Source organism: Aminobacterium thunnarium (assembly GCF_055390565.1).
This window is the reverse complement of sequence record NZ_AP042412.1, coordinates 925879-949287: the sequence shown is the minus strand read 5'-3', so window position 1 is coordinate 949287 and position 23409 is coordinate 925879. Positions and strand designations below refer to the sequence as shown.

Annotated in this window: 22 protein-coding genes; 6 read left to right on the top strand and 16 right to left on the bottom strand. The window is 38.5% G+C overall.

The annotated features are described in order from the left end of the window. Nucleotide 1: 1 nt before the first annotated feature. The 3 genes from ACZ5GY_RS04645 to ACZ5GY_RS04635 form a co-directional block, all read right to left on the bottom strand. On the bottom strand, nucleotides 2–1210 hold the full coding sequence (locus tag ACZ5GY_RS04645; protein ID WP_464112048.1) for a M14 family metallopeptidase: 1209 nt from the start codon (nucleotides 1208–1210) through the stop codon (nucleotides 2–4). Between the two features lie 198 nt (nucleotides 1211–1408). Continuing rightward, nucleotides 1409–2710, bottom strand: coding sequence for a citrate transporter (locus ACZ5GY_RS04640; RefSeq protein ID WP_307880045.1), 1302 nt, complete (start codon nucleotides 2708–2710; stop codon nucleotides 1409–1411). A 21-nt stretch (nucleotides 2711–2731) separates the two neighbouring features. Next, a complete protein-coding gene (locus ACZ5GY_RS04635) occupies nucleotides 2732–3322 on the bottom strand; it encodes a DUF6305 family protein (protein ID WP_213690730.1) in 591 nt (196 codons plus the stop codon). Nucleotides 3323–3552: 230 nt separating this feature from the next. On the opposite strand from ACZ5GY_RS04635, the gene ACZ5GY_RS04630 reads away from it, so the two are divergent. The 4 genes from ACZ5GY_RS04630 (at nucleotide 3553) to ACZ5GY_RS04615 (ending at nucleotide 8091) form a co-directional block, all read left to right on the top strand. Further along, complete coding sequence (locus ACZ5GY_RS04630; protein ID WP_464112047.1) at nucleotides 3553–4566, top strand: ABC transporter substrate-binding protein; 1014 nt, start codon at nucleotides 3553–3555, stop codon at nucleotides 4564–4566. Continuing rightward, on the top strand, nucleotides 4550–6220 hold the full coding sequence (locus ACZ5GY_RS04625) for an ABC transporter permease (protein WP_307880047.1): 1671 nt from the start codon (nucleotides 4550–4552) through the stop codon (nucleotides 6218–6220). Before ACZ5GY_RS04630 ends, ACZ5GY_RS04625 begins: the two co-directional genes overlap by 17 nt. A 14-nt stretch (nucleotides 6221–6234) precedes the next feature. Continuing rightward, the gene (locus ACZ5GY_RS04620) at nucleotides 6235–7317 is read left to right on the top strand and encodes an ABC transporter ATP-binding protein (RefSeq protein ID WP_213690727.1); all 1083 of its coding nucleotides are present in this window, start codon (nucleotides 6235–6237) and stop codon (nucleotides 7315–7317) included. A gap of 90 nt (nucleotides 7318–7407) precedes the next feature. Continuing rightward, nucleotides 7408–8091 (top strand): GntR family transcriptional regulator, encoded by a 684-nt coding sequence (locus ACZ5GY_RS04615; protein WP_213690726.1) that lies wholly within the window; start codon nucleotides 7408–7410, stop codon nucleotides 8089–8091. Between the two features lie 58 nt (nucleotides 8092–8149). On the opposite strand, the gene ACZ5GY_RS04610 is transcribed toward ACZ5GY_RS04615, so the two are convergent. The 11 genes from ACZ5GY_RS04610 to ACZ5GY_RS04560 all read right to left on the bottom strand — a co-directional run bounded on the left by ACZ5GY_RS04610 (nucleotide 8150) and on the right by ACZ5GY_RS04560 (nucleotide 18476). Beyond that, entirely contained in the window at nucleotides 8150–9649 is a 1500-nt protein-coding gene (locus ACZ5GY_RS04610) for a tripartite tricarboxylate transporter permease (protein ID WP_213690725.1), read from the bottom strand. Nucleotides 9650–9661: 12 nt separating this feature from the next. Beyond that, nucleotides 9662–10090, bottom strand: coding sequence for a tripartite tricarboxylate transporter TctB family protein (locus ACZ5GY_RS04605; protein ID WP_213690724.1), 429 nt, complete (start codon nucleotides 10088–10090; stop codon nucleotides 9662–9664). A 69-nt stretch (nucleotides 10091–10159) separates the two neighbouring features. Further along, nucleotides 10160–11170 (bottom strand): tripartite tricarboxylate transporter substrate binding protein, encoded by a 1011-nt coding sequence (locus ACZ5GY_RS04600; RefSeq protein ID WP_213690723.1) that lies wholly within the window; start codon nucleotides 11168–11170, stop codon nucleotides 10160–10162. 47 nt (nucleotides 11171–11217) lie between these two features. Further along, nucleotides 11218–12750, bottom strand: coding sequence for a citrate lyase subunit alpha (citF, locus tag ACZ5GY_RS04595; protein ID WP_213690722.1), 1533 nt, complete (start codon nucleotides 12748–12750; stop codon nucleotides 11218–11220). Further along, nucleotides 12750–13646 carry an HpcH/HpaI aldolase/citrate lyase family protein gene (locus ACZ5GY_RS04590; RefSeq protein ID WP_464112046.1) on the bottom strand — a complete coding sequence of 299 codons (897 nt, stop codon included), beginning with the start codon at nucleotides 13644–13646 and terminating at the stop codon, nucleotides 12750–12752. Before ACZ5GY_RS04590 ends, citF begins: the two co-directional genes overlap by 1 nt. Then, nucleotides 13643–13912, bottom strand: a complete 270-nt coding sequence (locus tag ACZ5GY_RS04585) for a citrate lyase ACP (RefSeq protein ID WP_213690720.1) — start codon at nucleotides 13910–13912, stop codon at nucleotides 13643–13645. Before ACZ5GY_RS04585 ends, ACZ5GY_RS04590 begins: the two co-directional genes overlap by 4 nt. A 236-nt stretch (nucleotides 13913–14148) precedes the next feature. Beyond that, nucleotides 14149–14967 (bottom strand): phosphonate ABC transporter, permease protein PhnE, encoded by an 819-nt coding sequence (gene phnE, locus ACZ5GY_RS04580; RefSeq protein ID WP_213690719.1) that lies wholly within the window; start codon nucleotides 14965–14967, stop codon nucleotides 14149–14151. After that, nucleotides 14945–15700, bottom strand: a complete 756-nt coding sequence (gene phnC / locus ACZ5GY_RS04575) for a phosphonate ABC transporter ATP-binding protein (RefSeq protein ID WP_464112045.1) — start codon at nucleotides 15698–15700, stop codon at nucleotides 14945–14947. The genes phnE and phnC overlap by 23 nt, the downstream gene beginning before the upstream one ends. 18 nt (nucleotides 15701–15718) lie before the next feature. Beyond that, complete coding sequence (gene phnD / locus ACZ5GY_RS04570; RefSeq protein ID WP_213701104.1) at nucleotides 15719–16630, bottom strand: phosphonate ABC transporter substrate-binding protein; 912 nt, start codon at nucleotides 16628–16630, stop codon at nucleotides 15719–15721. Beyond that, nucleotides 16614–17330 (bottom strand): sugar phosphate isomerase/epimerase family protein, encoded by a 717-nt coding sequence (locus ACZ5GY_RS04565; protein WP_464112044.1) that lies wholly within the window; start codon nucleotides 17328–17330, stop codon nucleotides 16614–16616. The genes phnD and ACZ5GY_RS04565 overlap by 17 nt, the downstream gene beginning before the upstream one ends. A 243-nt stretch (nucleotides 17331–17573) precedes the next feature. Continuing rightward, nucleotides 17574–18476, bottom strand: coding sequence for a LysR family transcriptional regulator (locus ACZ5GY_RS04560; RefSeq protein ID WP_464112043.1), 903 nt, complete (start codon nucleotides 18474–18476; stop codon nucleotides 17574–17576). A gap of 132 nt (nucleotides 18477–18608) precedes the next feature. Between ACZ5GY_RS04560 and speB the strand changes: the two genes are divergently transcribed. Then, nucleotides 18609–19559, top strand: coding sequence for an agmatinase (gene speB / locus ACZ5GY_RS04555; protein ID WP_213690714.1), 951 nt, complete (start codon nucleotides 18609–18611; stop codon nucleotides 19557–19559). Between the two features lie 59 nt (nucleotides 19560–19618). On the opposite strand, the gene ACZ5GY_RS04550 is transcribed toward speB, so the two are convergent. After that, entirely contained in the window at nucleotides 19619–21631 is a 2013-nt protein-coding gene (locus ACZ5GY_RS04550) for a DUF2207 domain-containing protein (protein WP_213690713.1), read from the bottom strand. After that, nucleotides 21585–22133: a LemA family protein gene (locus ACZ5GY_RS04545; RefSeq protein WP_213690712.1), complete on the bottom strand. Its 549-nt coding sequence runs from the start codon at nucleotides 22131–22133 to the stop codon at nucleotides 21585–21587. The genes ACZ5GY_RS04550 and ACZ5GY_RS04545 overlap by 47 nt, the downstream gene beginning before the upstream one ends. Nucleotides 22134–22305: 172 nt before the next feature. Between ACZ5GY_RS04545 and ACZ5GY_RS04540 the strand changes: the two genes are divergently transcribed. After that, nucleotides 22306–23406 (top strand): DVU_1551 family NTP transferase, encoded by a 1101-nt coding sequence (locus tag ACZ5GY_RS04540; protein ID WP_213690711.1) that lies wholly within the window; start codon nucleotides 22306–22308, stop codon nucleotides 23404–23406. Nucleotides 23407–23409 lie beyond the last annotated feature (3 nt).

The following is a 23409-nucleotide window of genomic DNA, read 5'->3' as shown; positions in this document are numbered from 1 at the left end:
GTTAATTTAAAAACACCTTTTGTGGATCCGCTCTTGAAGGGTCGTGATAGTAATGTCCAACATCATTTTCCATAAGATCGTTAAAATCTGGCCAACTTAGAATAATTTCTTTTTCTGGATAGAAATCATTCATTTGTCGAACGAGTTCTAAAATACTTGACAGATGTCTTCCAACTCTGTATTTCATCGGAGCTCCTCGCTCAATGTCATATTCAGGAGCACAGAAAAGCAGCCCGTGTTCTGAAGCAGTCTGCAAAAACTCATCTTTTCCTTCAAGCATGAGTTCTTCAGTTATTTTGCCTGCAACACGATCAATAAAAGGTTCCTGTGTTTCCATCAGTACGGCAAGAACCCCTTCGTAATTTTCTTCTGATACTGGAGAAAAATCTCCAACCTCTCTATGGGTAAGCCCACGAAGTTTCTTAGGACTTGCCTCGCATTTCATAGGAAAATCTCTGGCACTCAATTCCATAGAGGCCATCATTGCAATATCCATTGCGTTGTCATGAGCAACATAGGTGCTCACAACTGGATACATGAGAGATGCTTCGTGTGTATCACAAAAGAGATCTGCTTTTTCCTTTCGTATAAGCTCCATAATGGCGAAAGCAAGTTTTTCAGTTAGATTGCCGTCTGGTCTGCCAGGGAAGGTTCTGTTGAGGTTCCTGGCATCTGTATAGGCTAAATTTTGCTTTGAAGGATAGTGTACGTACGTAAAAGGATCTGGCCATTGATGGAGAGGATCCGTTGAACGATCTCCTATCCGAAATCTTTTGGGACCAAATGCCGTTTCAATATGGAAAAACTTAGGGTATGCATTACCAAGCATTCCCACATATGATGCACTCATATTTGCATGAGGAATGATAAAAGCTCTCCCTTTTTCAATTTCAATGTTTTCCATAGCTACATAAGCAGATTGTGTTGTTGCTGGTTCGTAAGGATGGGTTCCTCCCAAAAAGACGAGGGTCCCACCAGAAACTCCAGAATCGAAAATGTAAACCGGAGTATCTACAGGGGTATCTTTAATTCCTTCAAAATAATCGCTCAACATTACTTTTTTTGTAAAATCATTTGACACTACGATGGTTTCTTGGAAATTTCGTAGATCAAGAAATTCTCTCGCGCCGAGAAAAGCAACAAGAAGAGCGACACCGAGTATTATTATTTTTTTGATAATTTCTTTTTGAGATAACTTTTCTATACTCACGATGCCCACCTACTTTATATGTAAAACCCTTAGGAGAAAGGGTATCAAGGTGTAAGCATAAACGATGTCATAAATAATGCTTCTCCGTGTCTTTCTGAAAAAAAGACTTCTAAGTAGTAACAATCCGAGGAAAGCTGCAATGAGGTAATAAATGGAATGTATTATGGAATTTAAAAAAGTTAGCAAATCAATCCCTCCTTATCTCATTACAAGGAAGCTAAAAAAGTTAGCATTCATCAGAATTATGAGAGCGGTAATTCCCATGAAAAGAGCAGGGATGGCAATAGCCCGTAGGAAAGACATATAGCTTCCCTCATAACCTGAAACCTCAATAGCAACTCTTCCCGAAATTCTGGAGGGAGGCATACAATCCCCCAGAGGAAATATTAAGCTAAGAGCGGCAGCAACAATTGTTACATTGAATCCGATAGAATTGAAAAGGAAAATAAGAGGTGTTCCTAAAATAATGGCGCTTCCATAACTTAGTGAACCTTGTGCCATCGGCAAGAAAAATATAGCAGTAAGATATATAAAGGTAACTGGCAAAGTTACGAAAGTTATGGCAATAAGGCCTCTCACACCAGTTGCTGTCATTATATTAACCAAAACCCCGACGCTAATAACTGTTGCCAAAAGGGGGAAGACCTGTTCGATTGTATTAACAAGGACTTCATACCAATGGGAAAATGGCTTTTTCTGAGGATCGCAAAGGATAGAAATTCCACCACATATAAGAAAATTTAAAGGCAATCCTACTGTTGGCATATTAAAAGCAGCATATTTTGATAAAAGGACGATAACAAGGAAAGTCCCCATGGGGAAAATTATTCTGAACCAGTTCATTCCGTCAACTATAGGAGGTAATTCAGAAAGCACCTTAGCTTTAGGTTGAGGAGTTCCTCCACGAAGAAGAAAAATAACGGCAAAGGCAGTAATAAATAGTATGGGAACCAATAGGGGAATCGTAAAACCTACATAGGGCATGTTAGCTTGGGCCGCCATGAGCATGGCCCATAAATTAATGGGAGGAGCTACAGCTGCCAGCATTGATGTTACGTAAATGAATGCAGTAGTTTTAACAGAAGTGATCCCCATATAATGGAGAACAGTAGCTATCATCCCGCCGACAACAAACATAGAAACACTTCCAGCACCAGTTAAAGCGCCTGGAATGAGCATGATCACTGCTAGAATAGAGAAAAGAACCCACTTGGTATCGTAAAATCGATCGACCATTTTTCTGACCAGAGCATTCATCGCACCAGTATCAGAATAAAGGTTAACAAAAATAGACGCTGTTACGAAGATAAGACCTACATCAAAATAAGTGAAGGTTCCTTCTACAAGAAGGCGAACTGGAAAGCCTAATTTCCCAGCAAAAGCCCCTGCAATAGCAGTGATAACCATAGAAATTTCAGGCGACTTCAACTTCCAGCTGCACAGGGCAAACACAACAACCATGACAGCCAGTACAATGGATGTTTCAGCATACATAGACATATTATAGATGCCTACTATTGTTTACTGATACATTTCCTGGACAACTTTCATAAAATCCAGGGTTTCGTCAATAATTGTTAAAGGGACTCCGTTTGTTTTGGCTAATTCAGTAAAACGACCGTCTTCGTTACTATCTTTCTTTACAATAAATGCATGTGCAAAAGGAGCTATTGCATCTATAGATCGCTCATCAGCACTTCCAGGCTTACCTCTTCGAGTGTTTCCCTCAATGTGGCAAGCTATGATTTGAAGTCCATCGGCCTTTGCTGATTCCATTATTTTATTAAGTCTGGCTATTTCCTCATCAATTGTTATGCCAGAAGCGCCCAATCCCTTAGCCGAAGAACCTATAATCACCATTATCGTTTTAAATCCGCCAGCCTTAATATCTTCTGGCCATGGTTCAGAGAGATATTTAAAATCTGTAACAGCTTTAGACCTTGTTACTAAAAGCCTTCCCATTTTTCCGCCAGGACCCTGCCCAGCATTAGTAATTAAAAGAGGAACATTTCCCTTCATTGGAGCGTCACCAGTAACAGCTGCATTCGATGGAATGGGGGATAGAGAGAGGAAGAGAGAAAGAATACAAAGGCAGATTATAACTTTTTTCATCCAGATTTTCTCCCCTTTCAAAATTTAAAATATTTCGATTTAACTGCTTCTGTTTCAGTGTATGAAAACTTAATAACCGTGTCAAGCTGTATACTACATTCTTTTCAATAGGGCCAGATTACATACGATTTAGAGCCAATCTGGTTATAGTTATAACTACAAATAACGAGTATATTTAATTTGTTCGGCGAGATAATTCGGTGAAATAATAAAGAGGGAGTGTGCAAAATATGACTACGTTTAAATTCGGGAGTAAAGTTTTGTTTCTTACTCTATTAAGTTCCATCCTTTTAGGGGGCATTTCTTTTGCTGCTCAACCTGAACTTAATGCATATACAATATGGTCAGAGCGTTATGCGAATGCTGTTTTTAGCGCCTTTACCGAAGAAACTGGCATCAAAGTAAATTGGATGAGATTTTCTTCAGGAGAAGTACAAGCACGTCTTGAAGCAGAAAAAAAGAACCCTCAAGTTGACGTTGTATTTGGAAATATGGCTGAGGCTTTCATTAATGGAATCCCCAAAGGGCTTTTCGAACCATATATGCCAGAAGGAAGCAATCAGATACCAGAAAAGTTCAGAGATAAAAATGGTTATTGGACAGGAGTAGCTATTGATCCTATCTGTTTTATGTTCAACGCTAAATTTTTAAAAGATCATGGTCTGGAAGCTCCAACATCGTGGAAAGATTTGTTGAATCCAGCCTATAAGAGTCAATTGCAAATGGCCGATGCACGAACGTCGGGAACAGCAATGTATCGTATTCTCAGTCTTGTTGAAGCCATGGGAGAAGATGAGGCATATTCCTATCAAAGAGACTTAAACAAAAATGTTCAAGTCTACACCAAAAGTGGGGCAGGCGGCGCTTTACCAATAGCAAGAGGACAAGCAGCAGGAGGAATCTTCTTTCTCGTTGATGCGCTGGAGATGCAGCAAAAAGGATATGACATAGCAATTAGTTATCCCGTAGATGGTGTTGTTGCAGGTATTGAAGCTATGGCTTTGGTTTCTGGAGCTAAACATCCGGATCTTGCTAAAAAGTTTTTAGATTGGGCATCTACTGAACGAATGCAACGAATTTACGAAGGGAGCCAAATAAATCTAATTCCTAGTAATCCTAATGTAAAGATTTCTAACCCTGGGCTCGACATGTCTAAGGTCAATGTATTACCACTGGACATTAAATGGGCTGGAGAAAATCGTGAACGCTTAGTAGAACGTTGGATCAATGAAGTACTTAAGTAGCAACAACACGAAAAGGCTTGATAGATCGCTCATACCTGTCTTAGCTGTATTATGGGCCCTATTGGGCCTTTTCGTTTTATATCCGCTTATGCGGCTTCTTTATATCGTTTTTATTGTCGAAGGAAGTTTTACACTAAGTAATTTAAGTGAAGTTTTCACAAATTGGTATAACAGGAAGGCACTTTTAGATAGCCTTATTCTGGCAACATCAGTTGCTATTAGTGGAACTTTTTTGGGTTTTATTTTTGCTTTTGCGGAAACACGGATATCTTTGCCACGAATTGTGAAGTGGTTTATTGGAGCCATAGTCGTTTTACCCTTTGTTTCACCTCCATTTACCAGTAGTATCGCTTTAACTTTGGCAATAGGCCCCAATGGGCTACTTTTAAAGCTATTAGGGATTCCAGATTTCAATATTTACGGATTTTGGGGAACATGGCTTGCGGAAACCCTCACATATTTTCCTATAGCCTTTCTGACACTTGCCGCTGTTCTTAACGCAATCGATCAAAATCTTGAAGATGCAGCTATGAGTATGGGAAGCTCTAGATGGCGTACATTTCATACCATTACATTGCCGTTGAGCGCACCTGGTATTGCTAATGCTTTTTTACTTCTTTTTGGCTGTTCTCTAGCAGATTTTGCTACACCCCTTGTTATGGCGGGGCACACATTTCCCGTTCTTACAACGCAAGCTTATCTTCAAATTACTGGGATGTATGATCTTCAAGGAGGAGCAACTCTTTCATTTATCTTGCTCATACCTGCACTTTTAGTCTATCTTCTTCAACATTACTGGATTGAAAAACGCAGCTATGTAACAGTAACAGGCAAATCAGGAGGTCGGGGATCTGCACGAGGAGCAGGAACTGTACTTGAAACGCTCATCTTACTTCTTATATCTATTATTTCGCTCTTTATAATTTTCCTCTACTCAATGATTTTCTTCGGATCCCTCGTAAAGGTATGGGGAGTTGATAATTCATTTACTCTTGAAAACTATGTCTACGTTTTTACTGTTGGGAAAGAAGCAATAAAAGACACACTACTCATAGCAGTAACTTCAACCTTTTTGGGCAGTGTAATAGGCATATGTATAGGCTATTTAGTCAGTCGCCCAGACCTTCCATGGCGTAAAACTCTAGAATTTACTTCTCTGCTAAACTATGTTTTGCCAGGGACAGTCGTAGGTATAGCATATGTTGTTGCTTTCAATTCAGGACCTCTCGTACTCACAGGCACTATGTTTATTATTGTTGCACTTTGTGCTTTTCGTTACGATGCCGCGGGGATACGGGCAATAGTTGCGTCAATGCAACAAATAGATACGTCTATTGAAGAAGCTTCACTTAGCTTGGGAGCCTCTCGCGCAACAACATTTTTCAGAGTGACACTTCCTCTTATTGCTCCTGCCGTAACAACTGGCATGCGATATCTTTTTGTTGTTTCTATGACAGCTGTAAGTGCTATCATCTTTTTAGTCTCTGTGCGATGGAGTTTATTGACAGTACGTATTTTGGAGTGCATTACAGAACTCCTTTTTGCACAGGCCGCTGCTTTTTCGGTTGTTTTGGTTTTGATCGTTTTTGCAGCGATGGGGATTATAGCCCTTATGTTCCGATTGATATACCCTAATTACATGCGAGCTAGATAGAGGAGGCCATAAAGATGTCTCTATCCATATCACTACAGCACCTAACTAAGATTTTCACAAAAGGGAAAGAAAGCTTTAAAGCTGTCGATAACATTCATTTAGACATTAATGCGGGAGAACTCGTTACTTTCTTGGGGCCATCTGGTTGCGGGAAGACAACAATTCTACGAATGATAGCTGGCTTTGAGACTCCAACAGAGGGACACATATACTTTGATGGGAAAAATGTCACGTCTATAGACGCAAACAAACGAGATATTGGTTTCGTTTTTCAAAATTATGCTCTTTTCCCTCATATGAATGTTTTTGATAATGTAAGCTATGGTCTCAAAGTACGAGGTGCCACTCACAGGAAAATAACCGATAAGGTAGCTGAAGTTCTGGCTCTGGTAGGGCTAAAAAACGTTGAAAATCGTTTTCCGAATCAACTCTCAGGGGGAGAGCAGCAACGAGTAGCTTTAGCCCGAGTTTTTGCCATTAACCCTAATCTTCTTCTCATGGACGAGCCACTTTCCAACCTTGACGCTAAGCTTCGCACCTATATGCGAACTGAAATTAGGCGCCTACAAAAGCAATTGGGAATAACGTGTATTTACGTTACTCACGACCAAAAAGAAGCACTGACTATTGCAGATCGTATTGTCGTACTTAACAAAGGTCGAATAGAACAGGTAGCAACACCTTTTGATCTTTATGCTCATCCCCAAACTTTGTTTGTAGCTGATTTTATAGGGCAAGCCAACATCTTTAATAGCAAAGTACAAAGTTTTCATGATGAAAGTTTGGATGTTCTTACATATGGGAATTACCTTACCATACAGAATCCTATGCATACGCATTTTAGTATCGGAGAAGAGATTGCACTCGTTGTACGACCAGAATCTATACGTTTGGAACCGACTGCAAATTCAACTGTTCACGGAATTGTTCGGAGTTGTGTATTTGTAGGAGATAAGATGGAATATGAAATAGAGTTGGAACCGGGGCATCTTATTCATGCTTTTATCCCTTACTCCCACGAAACAAAAGCTTTTTCCGAAGGAGACCGTGTTGGTATTTATATTGATCCGAGAGACATTACAGCTTTGCCGTTTTAAATTTCCTTATTTTTAGCATAGCTAGCTTCTTTTACAAGATATAATATTAGGATGCTATATTTATAGAAAAATGAGGAGAAGATAAAAACAATGTCTGACACGTTAAAAAATTTCAAACATAAGACCCCATTACCTCTCAGACAAGAATTAGCTTCAGCATTGCGTAAAGCTATTTTAACAGGGGAACTCTTACAAGGTGAAAGGCTCATAGAAACCGATTTAGCAGAACTACTTGGCGTAAGTCGTATGCCTGTTCGAGAAGCATTACGGATGCTTGAAAACGAAGGTTTAGTTCATCATATTCCCCGAATAGGATTAGTCGTCACAAAATTTACAGAAAAAGATATAAAAGAAATATATGCTATACGTGAAGCTCTAGAAGCTTACGCTATTGTATTGGTGGCCAAAAACATAACATCCGAAGAAATTGAAGAACTAGAAAGATACTGTAATGCTAGTGAAAAAGCAGCAGAAGAAAATGATTTTGACGCTCTCTGTTTAGCCATGGAAAAGTATAATAACCGGATATATGCTTCATGCGCTATGGAAAGAATGATTACAATCATTAATAAATATCAAGAATATTTACGCTATTTCAGAATGAAATCGATGAAATCTATCACAAGGTCAAGTCAAGCAATGCAAGAACATAGAGAGATTGTGTCAGCTTTAAAGAGCCGCGATGCAGACCATGCGGTAGAAATTATTCATCAACACCTTCAAAATTCTTTAAAAGCCTATCTAAAAACTCTAAAAGAAAATAATTTAGAATAACTAAAAGGGTCTCCCTTAAAAGCTTTCAAGGAAGACCCTTTGTATTTAAGATGTTTAATTAGCTTATGGCTTTTTGTTTCTTTCTCCAATCATTAAAAAAGGGCCAAATTACAGAAAAAATTGTAAGTATAAGTAGCGCCCAACAGATAGCGGATCGGAAAAATATAGATAATTCACCATCAGACAACATTAATGATTGGCGAAAAGACTGTTCCATAGACCCTCCGACGACAACAGCCAATATAAGAGGAGCAGTTGGGACCTTAAATTTCTTCATTAAATATCCTAAAACTCCAAAAAGCAACAACAGTCCAAAATCTATCACACTGTAATTTATCGTGTACACCCCAACAAATGCAAGAGCAATAATTATTGGATATAAAATTTTAGGAGGAACTGAAAGGACTCTCACTAATAAGCTCGCTAAAGGAATATTAATTATCGCACATACGACATTTCCTAAAATCATACTGGCAATAACAGTCCACGCTATATCTGCATGTTGTTGAAATAAAAGAGGGCCTGGTTGAAGTCCTAAAACCATAAGAGCCCCCAACATAATTGCTGTCGTTCCAGAACCAGGAATACCCAGGCTCATCATAGGGATTAAAGCTCCTACCGATGCAGCATTATTAGCAGCTTCTGGTGCAGCTAATCCCTCTATTGCCCCCTGACCGAAGCGCTCTGGGGTTTTTGATAGCTGTTTTTCATTGTTGTATGCCATTAAAGCAGCGATAGTACCACCTGCCCCTGGTAAAACTCCTATTAGAAATCCCACTGGCGTTTGTCTCAAAATAGGCCATATAGATTGCTTCCATTGAGCCATCGTGATCCATATTCGAGAGAACTTTTTTTGTATTTTTACATCTTTCGTTATCTTTATGTCTTCCATGTTTTTGAAAACTTCGCCCAAACCATAAATGCCAATTATAACAACAATGAAATCAATCCCTGTTTGTAAGGCAGGGATTCCGAATGCGAATCGCAATGTTCCTGACTGTCCATCAATACCCACGCTTGAAATCATTAATCCTAAAAGCATCGCAAGAAAGCCTTTAAGCATCGCTTCTTTAGAAATAGACGCTGTAGCAGCTAACGCAAAAACCATGAGCATAAAATATTCTGGAGGTCCAAAACGGAGAGCAAATCGGGCAATAGGAACAGCAATAGCTATAAAAGCTAGTGTAGCAATGAGACCTCCAATGAAAGAGGCTATGGCAGATATAGCCAAAGCAGCTTCTGCTTTTCCTTGCTGCGCCATAGGATAACCATCAAAACAAGAGGCTACAGCTGCTCCATCTCCTGGAACATTCAGCAATATAGAACTTCGAGATCCACCAAACATAGCGCCATAATAAATAGCACACATTGTTATAAGGGCAGTACTAGGTTGCATAGTAAAAGTTAAAGGCAACAGTAACGCTATGCCTGTGGTTGGTCCCAGACCAGGAAGCATTCCAAGAATTGTCCCCAATATTGAACCTAAAATTAGCCAGATCATATTTAAAGGACTCAGGAGCAAACCAAACCCTAATGATAAGTTCTGCAATAATTCCATAGCTAATTCCTCCTAGGGCAGGTTAATATAAAAAAGATGTTTGAAGATATACCACGTAGCGAATGTAAAGCTTAGTGTTATAATTGTGTTCATTTTCCATTTTTTTAAACCATTTACTATTAATAGCAGCATCCCAAGAAAGAGAAGAGTAGAAAGGACAAATCCTATCTTTTCAAAAAAGATAGCATACATAACGCAAATACTAATAATAGAAATATTAAGCTTTACACCTCGAAAAACCACTTTTTTGCCACTATTTTTACGAAGAGCTTTACAGAGTAAAAACACCCCCAGTATCAAACCAATACATCCTGCCATAAGGGGAAAAAGTTTTGGCGCAATGGGATTTCCAATGGGAGCATTTGGCAATAGCCAAGCAGCTATAGTATATAAACAACTTAAAGTAATAGAAAAAACAGCAATCAAAATATCAGGATTCATGAAAACACTCCTTTCTTCAAGTAGCGTGGAAATTACACTTCCACGCTACTCAAAGATGCCAGTACTGTTCTATTTCCCGGCACTTACTCGAAAACCAATAATATCTAGTAAATTTTTATATTCATCGTTGGCTGCGTCTAAAAAGGTTTTAAAATCTTCTGGCCCCATAAAGGCTTTTGTCCATCCATTTCGTTTGCATATTTCGTTCCATTCTTTAGTTTCGTTCATTTTCTTTAGAGATTTTGCCATGTAATCTTTTGCGTAATCAGGCATATTAGGAGTACCAAATATTCCTCTCCAATTTATAAAAACGGTATTGATGCCAGCCTCTTTCAGAGTAGGAACCTGAGCTAATGCTCCATCGTTAATTCTCTTGGGAGCAGTGATAGCTAAAACACGAACATCGCCTGACTCCAAAAGGCCTACAGTTTCAGCCATTCCCGTGGAGAGAATGTCTACATGTTCGCCCAAAAGTGCTGACATACTTCCTTCTTGAAGAGCGATGTAAGGAATCTCTTTTAAATTTTCAACACCCGCTGCCTTTGCTGCTTGCAAAAATTGGATATGATCCATGCTGCCAGCAGAAGAGGCCCCACCAACTTTTATACTTTTAGGGTCTTTCTTGATAGCTTCCATAACATCGATAATTGTTTTATATGGAGAATTTTTAGGAACAGCGAAAGCTCCAAAGTCATTGATAAGCATCGCTATGGGAGTTGTATCTTTAAAGCTTAAAGGTGTTTGCCCCGTTAAATTAATAAGAAGAAGAGGAGGGGAGTACACTATAAAAGTATACGGATTTCCTTTTTTCTTTTGCAAATACGCCAAACCAACAGCGCCACCCCCACCAGGCTTATTCGTTACAGGCATTGGTTGTGTAACAATACCCTGACTTTCCAAAACTTTTGCAGTGAAACGAATAGTCGTATCCCATCCACCGCCAGCACCACCAGGAGCTATAAATTCGAAGGGACGTGTTGGATAATCAGCAGCCTGCAAAGAGGTTGAAGCACAGAAAATCGATAATACTACAAAGGTAAAAACTAAAATACATCCCGTCATTGTAAGTGACTTTTTCATTCTTTTACCTCCTTTATAATTACATTCTCTATGTTTTCGCTATCTAGTTACTTTTCCCTCACCTTAAAAACTGAATCAATAAGAGAACCATCTCTATATTCAACAACTGCAACAACCTTATCCATATCAAACTCAATAGGCTCTGGAACACCCGTCAATTTTTCTATTTCGGTTTTTAGTTCATGAATATCTTTTACCGGCAAACCAGACTTCGTTGCACATTCCAATAAATCAGTACGTTTTGGATTTATACATATGCCTCTCTCGCATACAAAAGCATCAACACTTTCACCTGGTGTAACTATTGTTTGCGTACGTTCTTTTATTGTTGGAACTCCTTTTCTGAAAGAAGGAGCAACGACAACGCATAATTTTGCACCAGCAGCGGTATCACAATGTCCACCAGATGCTCCTCGCAGTATTCCATCATGTCCTGTTAAAACATTCACGTTAAAATCTACATCTAAATCAAGTGCTCCTAGAACAACGACATCAAGAGAGTGTGTCAAACAGCCCTTATTTTTAGGATTAGCATACCAAGATGGGTCTATTTCGTAATGCGTTTTGTTTTTTAAAATTGATTCGCCCATTGATGGATCAAAACTTTGCACATCAAATAGAGAATTGAAAAGCCCCATTTCCAGTAAATCAGACATATACCTTGATATGCCACCTAAAGCGAAACTGCCCTTAATCTTTTTTTCGATCATAAATTCTTTAATGAATTGAGTAACAGCAATACTCATACCTCCGCCACCAGCCTGAAAAGAAAATCCTGGACGAATTTCGCCAGAGGCGCGAATCAATTCATAAGCAAGATGAGCAATTTGGAGCTGTGCTGGACTTTTCGTTATTCTTACTGCACCAGTAGCAAGTTTTTGAGGATCACCAATAGAATCAACACTTATAATTTGATCGACTAAATATTGGGGGACAGAAATATGAGGGGTAAGGGGGAAATCCACTAAATTATCTGTTATAGCAATAACATGTTTCGCATAACGAGAATCTTCAATGGCATATCCCATTGAACCAAACGAAGAAGGGCCACATACTCCTGTCATATTGCCTTGTGTATCACATGAAGACGCTGCTAAGAAAGCAACATCAATAGAAAGGCTTCCTTCCTCAATAGCTCGCGCACGCCCTCCATGGCTTCGTACAATAACAGGAATATCCAAATCACCTTTTGAAACAGCTTTTCCGATTTTGCCACGTATACCCGACGTATGAATTTTTGTTATCACACCACTTCTAATAAGATCTGCTACGAAATCATGAGCACTTGTTAATGAACTAGGCGCCAATGTAATATTTTTGATACCCATTGTAGCAATTTCTTTAAGCACCATTTCCATAACCTTATCACCATTTCGCAAATGATGATGAAAAGAAATAGTCATACCGTCTTGAAGACCAGATCGTTCTATGGCTGTTCTTATGTCTGGAGCGAGTTTATTTGTTTCTTTGTCTGAGTACCCTTTTAGTGGAATTGGTTTATCAAAAAGTAGACCGTGCAATCCTAAATCAGACATTTCTGAAGGTATTAATCGGCCTAGTGAGTTTTTAAGCATTTTCATTACAAAACATCCTCCTCAATAGGAATACCAGCTTGATTGAGTAAATGTACGGCTTGGCGAATAATTGGCCCATCCACCATTTTCCCATCAACCTTATACGCTCCTATTCCTTTTGATCGAGCTTCCTTGGCTGCGCTAACAACTCTTAGGGCATGATTTATCTCTTCTTCTTCGGGCAAAAAGCCCTTGTGTATAATGGATACTTGCGATGGATGTATTGCAGCTTTTCCTGTAAACCCCATACAACATATTAATTTTGTTTCTTCTAAGAGTCCTTCTTTATCATTTATATCTGTAAAAACTGTATCGTAAGCGTCTATTCCAACAGCCTTAGCCGCTAAAACAACGCGACTTCTCGCATATAAAATTTCTTTCCCTTCTTTAGTGCGACGTATATCCATGTCTGCAGCAAGATCGTGTCCTCCTAAAGTAAGAGCTGTTATCCTAGGTGAGGATTCAGCTATTTGTTTTGCATTTTCTACACCCTGAGCGGTTTCAAGCATTGCATGAATTTTCACAGATCCTATACTCATCCCATTCTTTTCTTCTATTTCAGAGATAATCTTATCCACTTTAATAATATCTTCGGCTCCTTGACACTTCGGAAGACGAATGGCATCGGGTTTGCAAGGAATAATTTCAGATAAATCTATTAAACACCACTCTGTATTTAAACCGTTAATACGTACTGTGCATAAAACATCCTTAAAATCCATTTCACGTAAAAACCAGGAAACGAGTCGTCGAGCATCATCTTTACATGTTTCTTCCACAGCATCTTCAAGGTCAAGCAAGACTCCATCAGCGCCGAGATATGGGCAATTTTGAAGCATATTAGGGTTATTTCCTGGCATATAGAGCATTGATCGACGGGGATGACATAAAGTATTTTTCATGACTTATTCTCCTCAAGAGCTTTTTCTATAGCGCTCTCCAAGCGAGCTTTAATTACCAACAAAAGGGCACCGTTATCTAAAATACTAATTTTGGCATTACGTAACCCATATTTTTCTAGTGTTTCGGAAACGAGCTTTTCTGTTCGCTTGGGATATAAAAGAGAGTTCATTCCTTGATAATCAACAAGAAGTGACTGAGAAGGCTCTACCGTAACATTACAGTCACATTTGTTTTCTGTCCCAGACACCCCTTTTCTAGTTACCAATGTTATTCATCCTCCTTTGTTGTTTTAAGAATCATGGATCCTGGATCCAATACGTTTGTATTATATACGCCATATTAAAAATGTCAACGATAATATATTCATATGTATTGTTCTTTTATTTGGAAAACGAAGAGAGAAGAAAAGTACAAATGAAAAAACATGCTTATTGCTATCCTCTATGATAAAAAGCTGTAAGAAGGAGGGTATAAAAATCGACCTTTTCTTACAGCTTTTTATTAAATGATGCGTTTACGGATTGAACTCGCTATAAAATCCACTAGAGTAACAATTAGAAGAATAAGAAGAATAATGACAGTCATTTCACGATACTGAAATAAGCGCATGCTTGTCATTAGCTCGAAACCAATACCGCCAGCACCGACAATCCCTAAAATAGTAGATGCTCTAAAATTCATTTCCCATCTAAAAAGACATAAAGAAATAAATTCTGGCATTATTTGCGGCACAATAGCATAAACTAAAACCTGCTTTTTTCTTGCTCCAGTAGCACGTAAAGCTTCAATTGGACCTGGATCTACATTCTCTATAGATTCTGCTAAAAATTTGCCTAACATTCCTGTCGAATGAAGAGCGATAGCAATAACCCCTGGGAAAGGACCTAATCCAACTGCTGAAACAAATATTAATGCAAAAACAACTTCAGGAATTGCACGTAAAGTATTAAGAAGAAGTCTGCTCAAATGATAAACAAAAACATTCGGGGCATTATTTCTAGCAGCCAATATGCCCAAGGGGATAGAAAACAACACTGCAAGAGTAGTTCCCCAAATGGATATTTGTACTGTTTCTATTATTGGCTGAATAAACCTTGCTGTGGCTGTTATATCTGGGGGAAGCATTCGACTAAAGATATCGCCTAAGCCATATAAACCATGAAGTAACTCATAGAAATTCAAATTTGTTCCATGAGCACTCCACAAATAAATTAACGCTATACATATACTTACAATGCCTATTTTCAGTTTAGTTTTTAAATCCCATTTAAGTTGTGTAACAAGTACTATATTTCTTTTAGTTGTCGATTTTTCTATCATTATTTACATCCTCGTAAATGAGTTCCATATCAGCAGCATCTAGTTTTTTGTTTTTTTCATTAAAAACAATCTCGCCATTACGAATCCCTATAAGTCTATCTGCAAAATGTTGTGTAATTTGAACATTATGGAGACTCACAATGATGGTGATTCCATCATTAATGTTGATTTCTTTTAATATTTCTAAAATTCGCTCTGCTGAGACAGGATCTAAACTAGCTATAGGTTCATCAGCAAGTATTACATCAGGATTTTGTGCTAACGCCCTAGCTATACCTACACGTTGCTGTTGTCCACCACTTAATTGATCTGCCCTGTTATAAACTTTATCTTTAAGTCCTACTCGATCTATACACTCAAGGGCCAAACTAATATCATCTTTTGTAAAAAGCTTTAAACACGTTTTTAAAACACTGTTATAGGCAAGACGTCCACATAAAACGTTTTGAAGAACGTTAAGACGTTTTACCAAATTATACTGTTGAAAAATCATGCCTGTTTTTTTCTGTATTTCTCGAAGTTCTCGCTTGTTTACAACAGACTTGTTCTTTACAAAAACATTCCCTTGGGTAGGTTTTTCGAGCCCATTAATACAACGGAGCAGGGTAGATTTCCCCGCTCCGCTTGGACCCAACAGAGTAACGAACTCACTTTTTTCCACATGAAGATTGATATTGTTCAAGGCAAGAGTGTTTGAATTGAAACGTTTAGTGAGTCCAATAATTTCAATCATGCTTATTTTTCTCCATACTTACTGTTTTGACAAATCGATATGAAGTATATCTACAGTCTCTCTTATGCTATCCCAATCTGAATCTTGTGCCTCAACGTATTTAGTGATTTTACCCAAGAACCCCTTAAGTTTTTCATAATCTTCTTCTGAAATATTCAACAGGGCATCTTTAAGTTTATCTTTTAAATCTTCAGGCAGATTTTTCCTCCAAGCCATAGCAGAACCAGGGAAGGGATCAGACTTATATATAACTTTTGTATTTTTATCAGTTATAATCTTTTCCTTTATCATTTTGTCGTAATGGATATTAACAACAGATCCTGCATCAACCTTCTTATTTGCAACAGCCATCGCTACCATGTCGTGACCCCCTAGGTACACAACACTCTCTAAATCTTTATCCGGATTAATGTTGTTTTTTATCATTTCTTTACGAGGAATAAGATTGCCACCTGTGGAAGCAGGATCAACAAAAGCAAAAGAGTGGCCTTTTATATCTGCGATTGTATTAATATTACTTTCTGGGTGAGTAATAATATACCCTACGTAATAAGAACCTGCTCCAGGACGATATTCCTTAGCGAAAGCTTCCGCATCAGCTTTATCTGCAGCTAAGACATAAGAAAGAGGCCCAAAACTCGCCATTTCTATTTTACCGGCACGCATTGCTTCAATGACACCAGCATAGTCAGTTGTAGCAAAAAGCTCTACTTTCATACCGAGTTTCTTCTCAAGATACTCCACGAAAGGCTTATATTTTTCCCGTGTTTTCATGACATTTTCACCTGGAGTAGCACCGATACGTAGAACATCAATTTCTTTCGCAGAATCAGAAGCCATGGCGAAATGGCTACAGCCTAAAAGAAGAGAAAAAATAAAAACCGTTAGAAACAAGATGTTAACACCCTTGAATTTAAATGATTTCTGCATTGTATATCCTCCTATAATTTTTATCGTAATTTGAGTTGACTATTTCATGAATAAAAGATGTGGTTCGAAGGATTTCATCAGAACTACCTAGTTCAATAAGCCACCAATTACAATTTTCTGATTTTAAAAGCATTCTTAGTCTAGAAAGGATTGAATCTTTACTAAGGGGGGCAACATGAAAAGCACGTTTCGTTTTTTCATTTATTTTTTCTATATCATAAATATGTGCACTTCTGATATGGGGTAACATGCGTGCTATATAATCGGAAGAAGAGAGTTTTCCACTTGTTACTATAGGTGAAGCCGCGACATGCCCTATATCCAAGGTAGCACATGCTCCAGTTTCAGATAAGAATTTTAAGAAAGCATCCGGGGTATTTACAAAACCATACGTTAGATTCTCAAGACAAACAGTAATTCCTTTTTCAGCTGCATATTCTACAGCCTGCTTTAAAAAGTCAACAGCGTTCTCATATTTCATCTTATCCAAAGCAAATCGATAGCCCAAACACAAATGAGTGACAACATACTTACCACCCACTTCATAAATAAAATCGAAACAATCTTTAAAATACTGAAGAGAAGAGCGCGCATGGTCTTCATTTCTATGCGCAAGCTCTACCCTTTGAAAAGGCATATGATAACGTATTTCTAAACCCGAATCTGCCAAGATAGCAATGTTATTCTTTTCTTTCTCCAATTCCTCAGTTGATTCAGATTGAATAGAATACTCAATTCCATCTAGGTGATTAAATTTTGCAAAAGGGACCAGTTCGTATGCGGATAAACTAAAACGACTACTAAGTGCTATTTTAGGTGCATGAAAAATAGAAGCGGAGATATCCTCTTGATCTTTTCTGTTGAAATCGTAAATTTTTAAGCCCCCCGTATCTTAAGAAATAAAAGCATCCTTCCACGGGGGAATAATTATAATTACATAAAATTATTTGTCAATAGTGAGTACACTATTGATTGATCTTTTGAGGTGTTTTATCAGTTGTTTTTCTCTTAAATTAAGCTGATACGATTTAGGAGATAATAGATACACTCCAAGTTTTAAATCAGTCCCGACTATAGGAAGATAGGCACATCCATTTGGGAGGACTCCAGGAATTACAATGGAAATATAATTACTGTTTCTCACTGTATCCACAAGACCACCACGGTCGAAAACAAACAATATATTGCCACTGTTTTGAATGCCCAAAGGGCCTAACCAATCGTCAAAATCAAAATTTTCATATGTAGCAAAAGGAAAATGCTGGAGTTCATCTATATTAATATTTTCCTTTTTTGATAAAGGGTTTCGGCAAGAAACTATGGCTACTACAGGAATATCTTTTCCTATAAGCTCCATCTTAAGATTATATTTGTTTGCATCTATTTTATGTTTGGAATACATACTATTAAAACAATACATAATAGATAGACGATATTTTTGTTCCACCACATCTCGCATTGTTTGTATTAATCCTGTTTCTTTAAAAGCATCCTGTATTTTTCCAGCGGGACTATTTTTTTTAAAATCAAGAAAACTTTGCATCAAAGCAGAAGAATATGTGCAAGAAACGGAAAGATTACGATTCTCTAAAAAAGCGTTTGGGATTCGTTTTATCTTTTCGACTTCACTTAAAATTAATTCAGCGCTAAGCAACAACATCCTGCCTTCAGGCGTAATCTCTATTCCTGAATTCTTTCGCATAAAAATTTGAAATCCTAGTTCGCTTTCAAAATTCCGAATCACGGTACTCAAATTCGGTTGAGACATACATAGATTTTGTGCTGCTTTATTAATCGAGCCGCAGCGATAACTTTCTACCACATAAGCAAGGTATTGAAGGTTCATTTACTATCTCCTCCTTCACATGTGATTATATGAAAATACATATAGGGTATCAAGTATTTAAATAACTACCCACACGTGCTTCATAGTATGATGCAAACAATGAATCTATATGGATTATAGGAGGGATAATGAATGCTAGAAAACAATCAACCAGACAGTGCTTTATCGTCTCCTCGCTTTTGCAATACGGGAACTTTTATGCGTATGCCAAAGGTAGAGACAGCTAAAGGATTGGATTTTGTAATAGCGGGCGCCCCCTTCGATACTGCTAGCTCATATCGATCAGGAGCACGCTTTGGACCTTCGGGAATCCGTGCAATTTCGGCCATGATGAAACCTAACAATGTAATATTACAGGTTAATATTATGAATAGCCTTAAAGGTGGCGATATTGGTGACTTTAATATCGTACCAGGATATATTCACCCTACATATATGCAGATAGAGAAAGGTGTTCAGAACATCATCAATGATAATGCTATGCCAGTAGTTCTGGGCGGTGACCATTCCATAACATTAGCAGAACTACGTGCGGTGGCAAAAAAACATGGACCTGTAGCAATCATCCATTTTGATTCCCATTCTGATTTATGCGACACGGTATTCGGTGAAAAATATAATCATGGAACCCCTTTTCGTCGAGCTTTGGAAGAAGGGCTTATTGACGCCGCACACTCTATCCAGCTGGGAATGAGAGGATCGCTCTATGACCCCAACGAGCACAAAATTGCCGCTGAACTTGGTATGAAATTGATTCCTGCCCATAAAATACGAGAAATCGGAATTGATAAAGTGATAGAAATAGCCTTAGAACGGATTGGGGATACTCCTGTATTTCTTACTTTCGATATTGATTTTGTAGACCCTGCCTATGCACCTGGAACTGGCACACCAGAGGTTGGTGGTTTCACTTCGTATGAATCGTTACATATGGTACGGCAATTAAAAGACTTGAATTTTGTGGGAATGGACCTTGTGGAAGTAGCACCATGTTATGACTTTGGTGAATTAACTACTTATATGGCGGCCAATGTTGTATATGAATTCTTATCAATTCTGGCATATCAAAAAGAAACAAAATAATATAGACCATCCGGTGCTGTAATAACACTGGATGGTCTTACTTTACTTCTAGCTGAACGTCACCATCCGCCACCACCACCACCACCGCCTCCGCCTCCAGAGGAACCGCTGCCACCTCTTCCACTCGACGATCCTGGAGCAGTTGACGCAGAGGCTATTGAATCAGAAATAGAAGAGGTTATTCCTGTCAAGGCATCTCCAGAGTAAAAACTAAAAGCATTTTTCCCTGAATACCATACTGGGTGGTAATCATTTTCGGCTAAAATATCTGCAAATTTATTCGCCCAGGTTTCAGCGGTATCCAAAGCAAAAGCATAGGGGAGTAGACTCTCAAATACTTCAGGTGTCTCTTCTGGAGGATTAAACATCTCCAAACGATGTCGTTCCGCTGTTTTCATATACATGGCAAGTCCTTCTGCCTCAGAAAGAACAATGTTACCCTTTTCTGTTCTCACCTTCATAAGTTTACGGAAAACAATTACAAGTACAGCAGTCATCAAGGGAGGGAGAAGCATATACCATTCACACACAGACATTCCTATAACAAAACTGCCAACAAAACCTATCCCGAATATAACAACAAAAATAAAAGAAAATATTTTCTTCAGAATCCTGCCACTTTCTCGGGAAGCCCTCCAAATAGAAAGGAAAAAGGTGCCCAAAAATAAGACTAGACCCGTCATAATCAATAAGAAAAGAGACATGTCAATTTGCCCTCCCCATCGCAGAAGCAGGCATATAAATATGGGGATCAAAAGTCCACTTGCCCATGGCAGCGTGTTTTTGGAAAAGAGAGGTTTCGCTTTTTGCCGATAATGTTTCTCTAACTTGTCCTTAGCATTACTAAGAATTTTATGATTATCCTGACGCAATAATAATTCATCTCTTCCATTATCAAAAAGAGTAGACATAAGAATCTCTTCTTCTTCGGTTTTATAGGGAATCTTCCCATCGGTCTCGCTATACATTCGCTTTAAACAATATTTTTTCCCTGCCAACCTAGAAGAAAAAGAAACAACTCCCCTTAGAAGAGCATTTTCTTGAAGTTGTCCGAGACGTTCCATTGCTTCTTCTAGCGTCAATTCCTCAATAACAATAAATTTTTTTACAGCGAGGTTAAGTATTTCAGCAGTAAAACAAACATTATCCATTCCCATACGTTCTACATACCGTAAGAAACCTGGGCTTACGTCTTTTGAAGGGTAAAATAGAGGAATAACAGGTTTACGATAAGGATCTTTTCCCCAACGGGACCAAATCATCACATAATAAATCAAGAGGAGAAAAGGAGTACCGAAAAGGAACCACATACCAAACTTTTCAAAAAACGTATATCTCAGTGGGTTTTCAGGCTGATTTATAATCCCTTTCGGCCACGTATAGGCCACAGTGAGGCCTTCTTTTGGAGCAAGAGGTTTTGTTGTTTCTACTGTACTATCGGAAAATACTTGGGCATTTCTTCCCTTTGCTCCCTGCAACCCCGTATAAATATCTATTGACAAAAAAGGGCTTTTCTCAGGAATAGAAACAGAGAATTTCACCTTCTCTATTGGGAAGTCCCAGGCATTACCTGTAACATTCCAATACAATTCGTCATGTTCTTCAAAAAAACCTATCTGCCCTGTAGTTATATAGACTAAAGTATATGTTTGCTCTCCTAAAGAAACGAACTTTTCTGGATCTCCAAGATAGATACGAACCCCATTAGAGCGAGACTCTACCTTGTAAGGAATCTTTCTACCATTAAGTAAAGCTTCTTGTACCGAAAAACCTACCTGTACAGTTCGTCCTGAAGAGTCTTTGTATATCGTGGGGAAATCGCGAAAAATCCCCCTGCGTATTTGTTCGCCTTCAACATTCACGGTAATGTCTTCTCTCACTTCAAGGGAAGAATCAACATTCACTTTAGCTTGAGAAGAGAACATAATAATTTTTTCTTCCGCTTGCACATAAGAAGGAAGGATGAAGATCAAAATTGGCAATACGAAAAGAAGAAAAGAAAGTTTTTTTCGATATAGCATAAAGTTAAAAAGAGACATGTGGTGTCGTACGTGCTTCTTCTGTTGCTTCAAAGTAGTCTGCCTTCTCATAACCAAAATTTCGGGCTATGAGCACAGCCGGAAAAGTCGATATGGCAATATTAAAATCTCTCGCAGCGCCGTTATAGTAGCGACGAGACATTTGTATGTCATTCTCAAGAGAGGAAAGCTCTTCCTGAAGTTGAAGAAAATTAGAATTAGCCTGTAACGCCGGGTAATTTTCAGCTACAGCAAAGAGAGATTTCAAAGCGCCAGATAGCATATTTTCAGAATCGGCACGCTCTTGTAAAGAGTGTGCTTTCGTAATTGCTGAACGAGCCTCGGTAACACGTTGAAAAACCTCTTTTTCATGAGCAGCATAACCTTTTACAGTTTCGACAAGATTAGGAATGAGATCAAATCTACGTTTGAGCTGAACGTCAATACCACTCCAAGCCTCATCTTTCAAATTAACCATACGAACAAGATGGTTATAAATCGATATAGCCCAGAAAATTAATGCAGCAATAACAGCAAGAATAATAAATATGGGCATTGTCTTTATTCCTCCTCTGTCGCTGAAATGTATTTATTTTACCTCAAAAATTTTTTCTTATAACATCCTCTTACAAGATGCAATTTAATAAAAAGGCAGAATTGTGCTATTGAGTTCCCCCTAATGGCTACGTATAATGATAAGTAAATTTAAACCTTTCAGGAGGGGATGCATGCCTAAGAAAGTCCCTGTATTTGCAGCGATTATTTTAGCAGCAGGATCTTCAACTCGAATGGGGCAATGTAAACCTTTACTCTCTATAAATAAGCAAAGCTTGTTAAGCCATCTTGTTACAACATATATAAATGCTGGTGTTTCTCATATTATTGTTGTTACAGGAGCCTATAGAGAGCTAGTTGAACGTGAGTGCCGGTATCTGCATTGTAAAATAGCATATAACAAAAATCACGACACCGGCGGCATGTTCAGTTCCGTTATTTGTGGCGTACAGACTCTTCCGTCTGAAGTATCCGCTTTTTTTGTTCATCCATGCGATATTCCTCTTGTACGATCTAGTACAATTCACTCTCTCTTACACCATTGGGACACGTCTATGCCTGTCTTAACTCCTGTCTTTAAAGGGAAGAAAGGACATCCGCCCCTCTTATCAAAGCATCTTCTTCCGTATATCTTGTCATGGTCAGGCGAAGACGGACTGGCTGGATTTTTAAGAAGATATACTTCTACTTCGTTGCTTTCTGTTCCTGATCAATTTATTCTTTATGATATAGACACTCCTGAAGATTATCGTAAAGCTCTTCATGCTTGGAATACGCACACCATACCTACAGAAGAAGAGTGTGAAGAACTCTTCGCCATTGCACGAACTCCCGAGAAAGTCATTCGCCATTGCCGCGTCGTTCAGAAAGTAGCCCGTCATATAGCGCTTTCCGTCTCTTCCTTTCATCCGTGTCATTTCCTTTTGGTAGATAAAGCAGCTCTTTTGCATGACATCTGCAGAACATCGCCACATCACGCCAATGCAGGCTATTTTTTCCTTAAAAATTGGGGATTTGATGCCGTAGCAGAGTTAGTAAAAAACCATATGGACATTCCTGAAGATGCCACAACTGAAACTAAAATTCTCTATCTGGCCGATAAGATAGTAAAAGATTTCAATATTGTATCTCTTCAAGAAAGGATCGACGACGTCTTGAGCAAATGGAAGGGAGGACAGGCATCAAAACAGGGCTTAAGGCGTCTCCATAAAGCTCTCGATATACAAAATGAATTCGAGAAACTGACAGATGGAAATCTTGATGTAGGAGAATAAAGA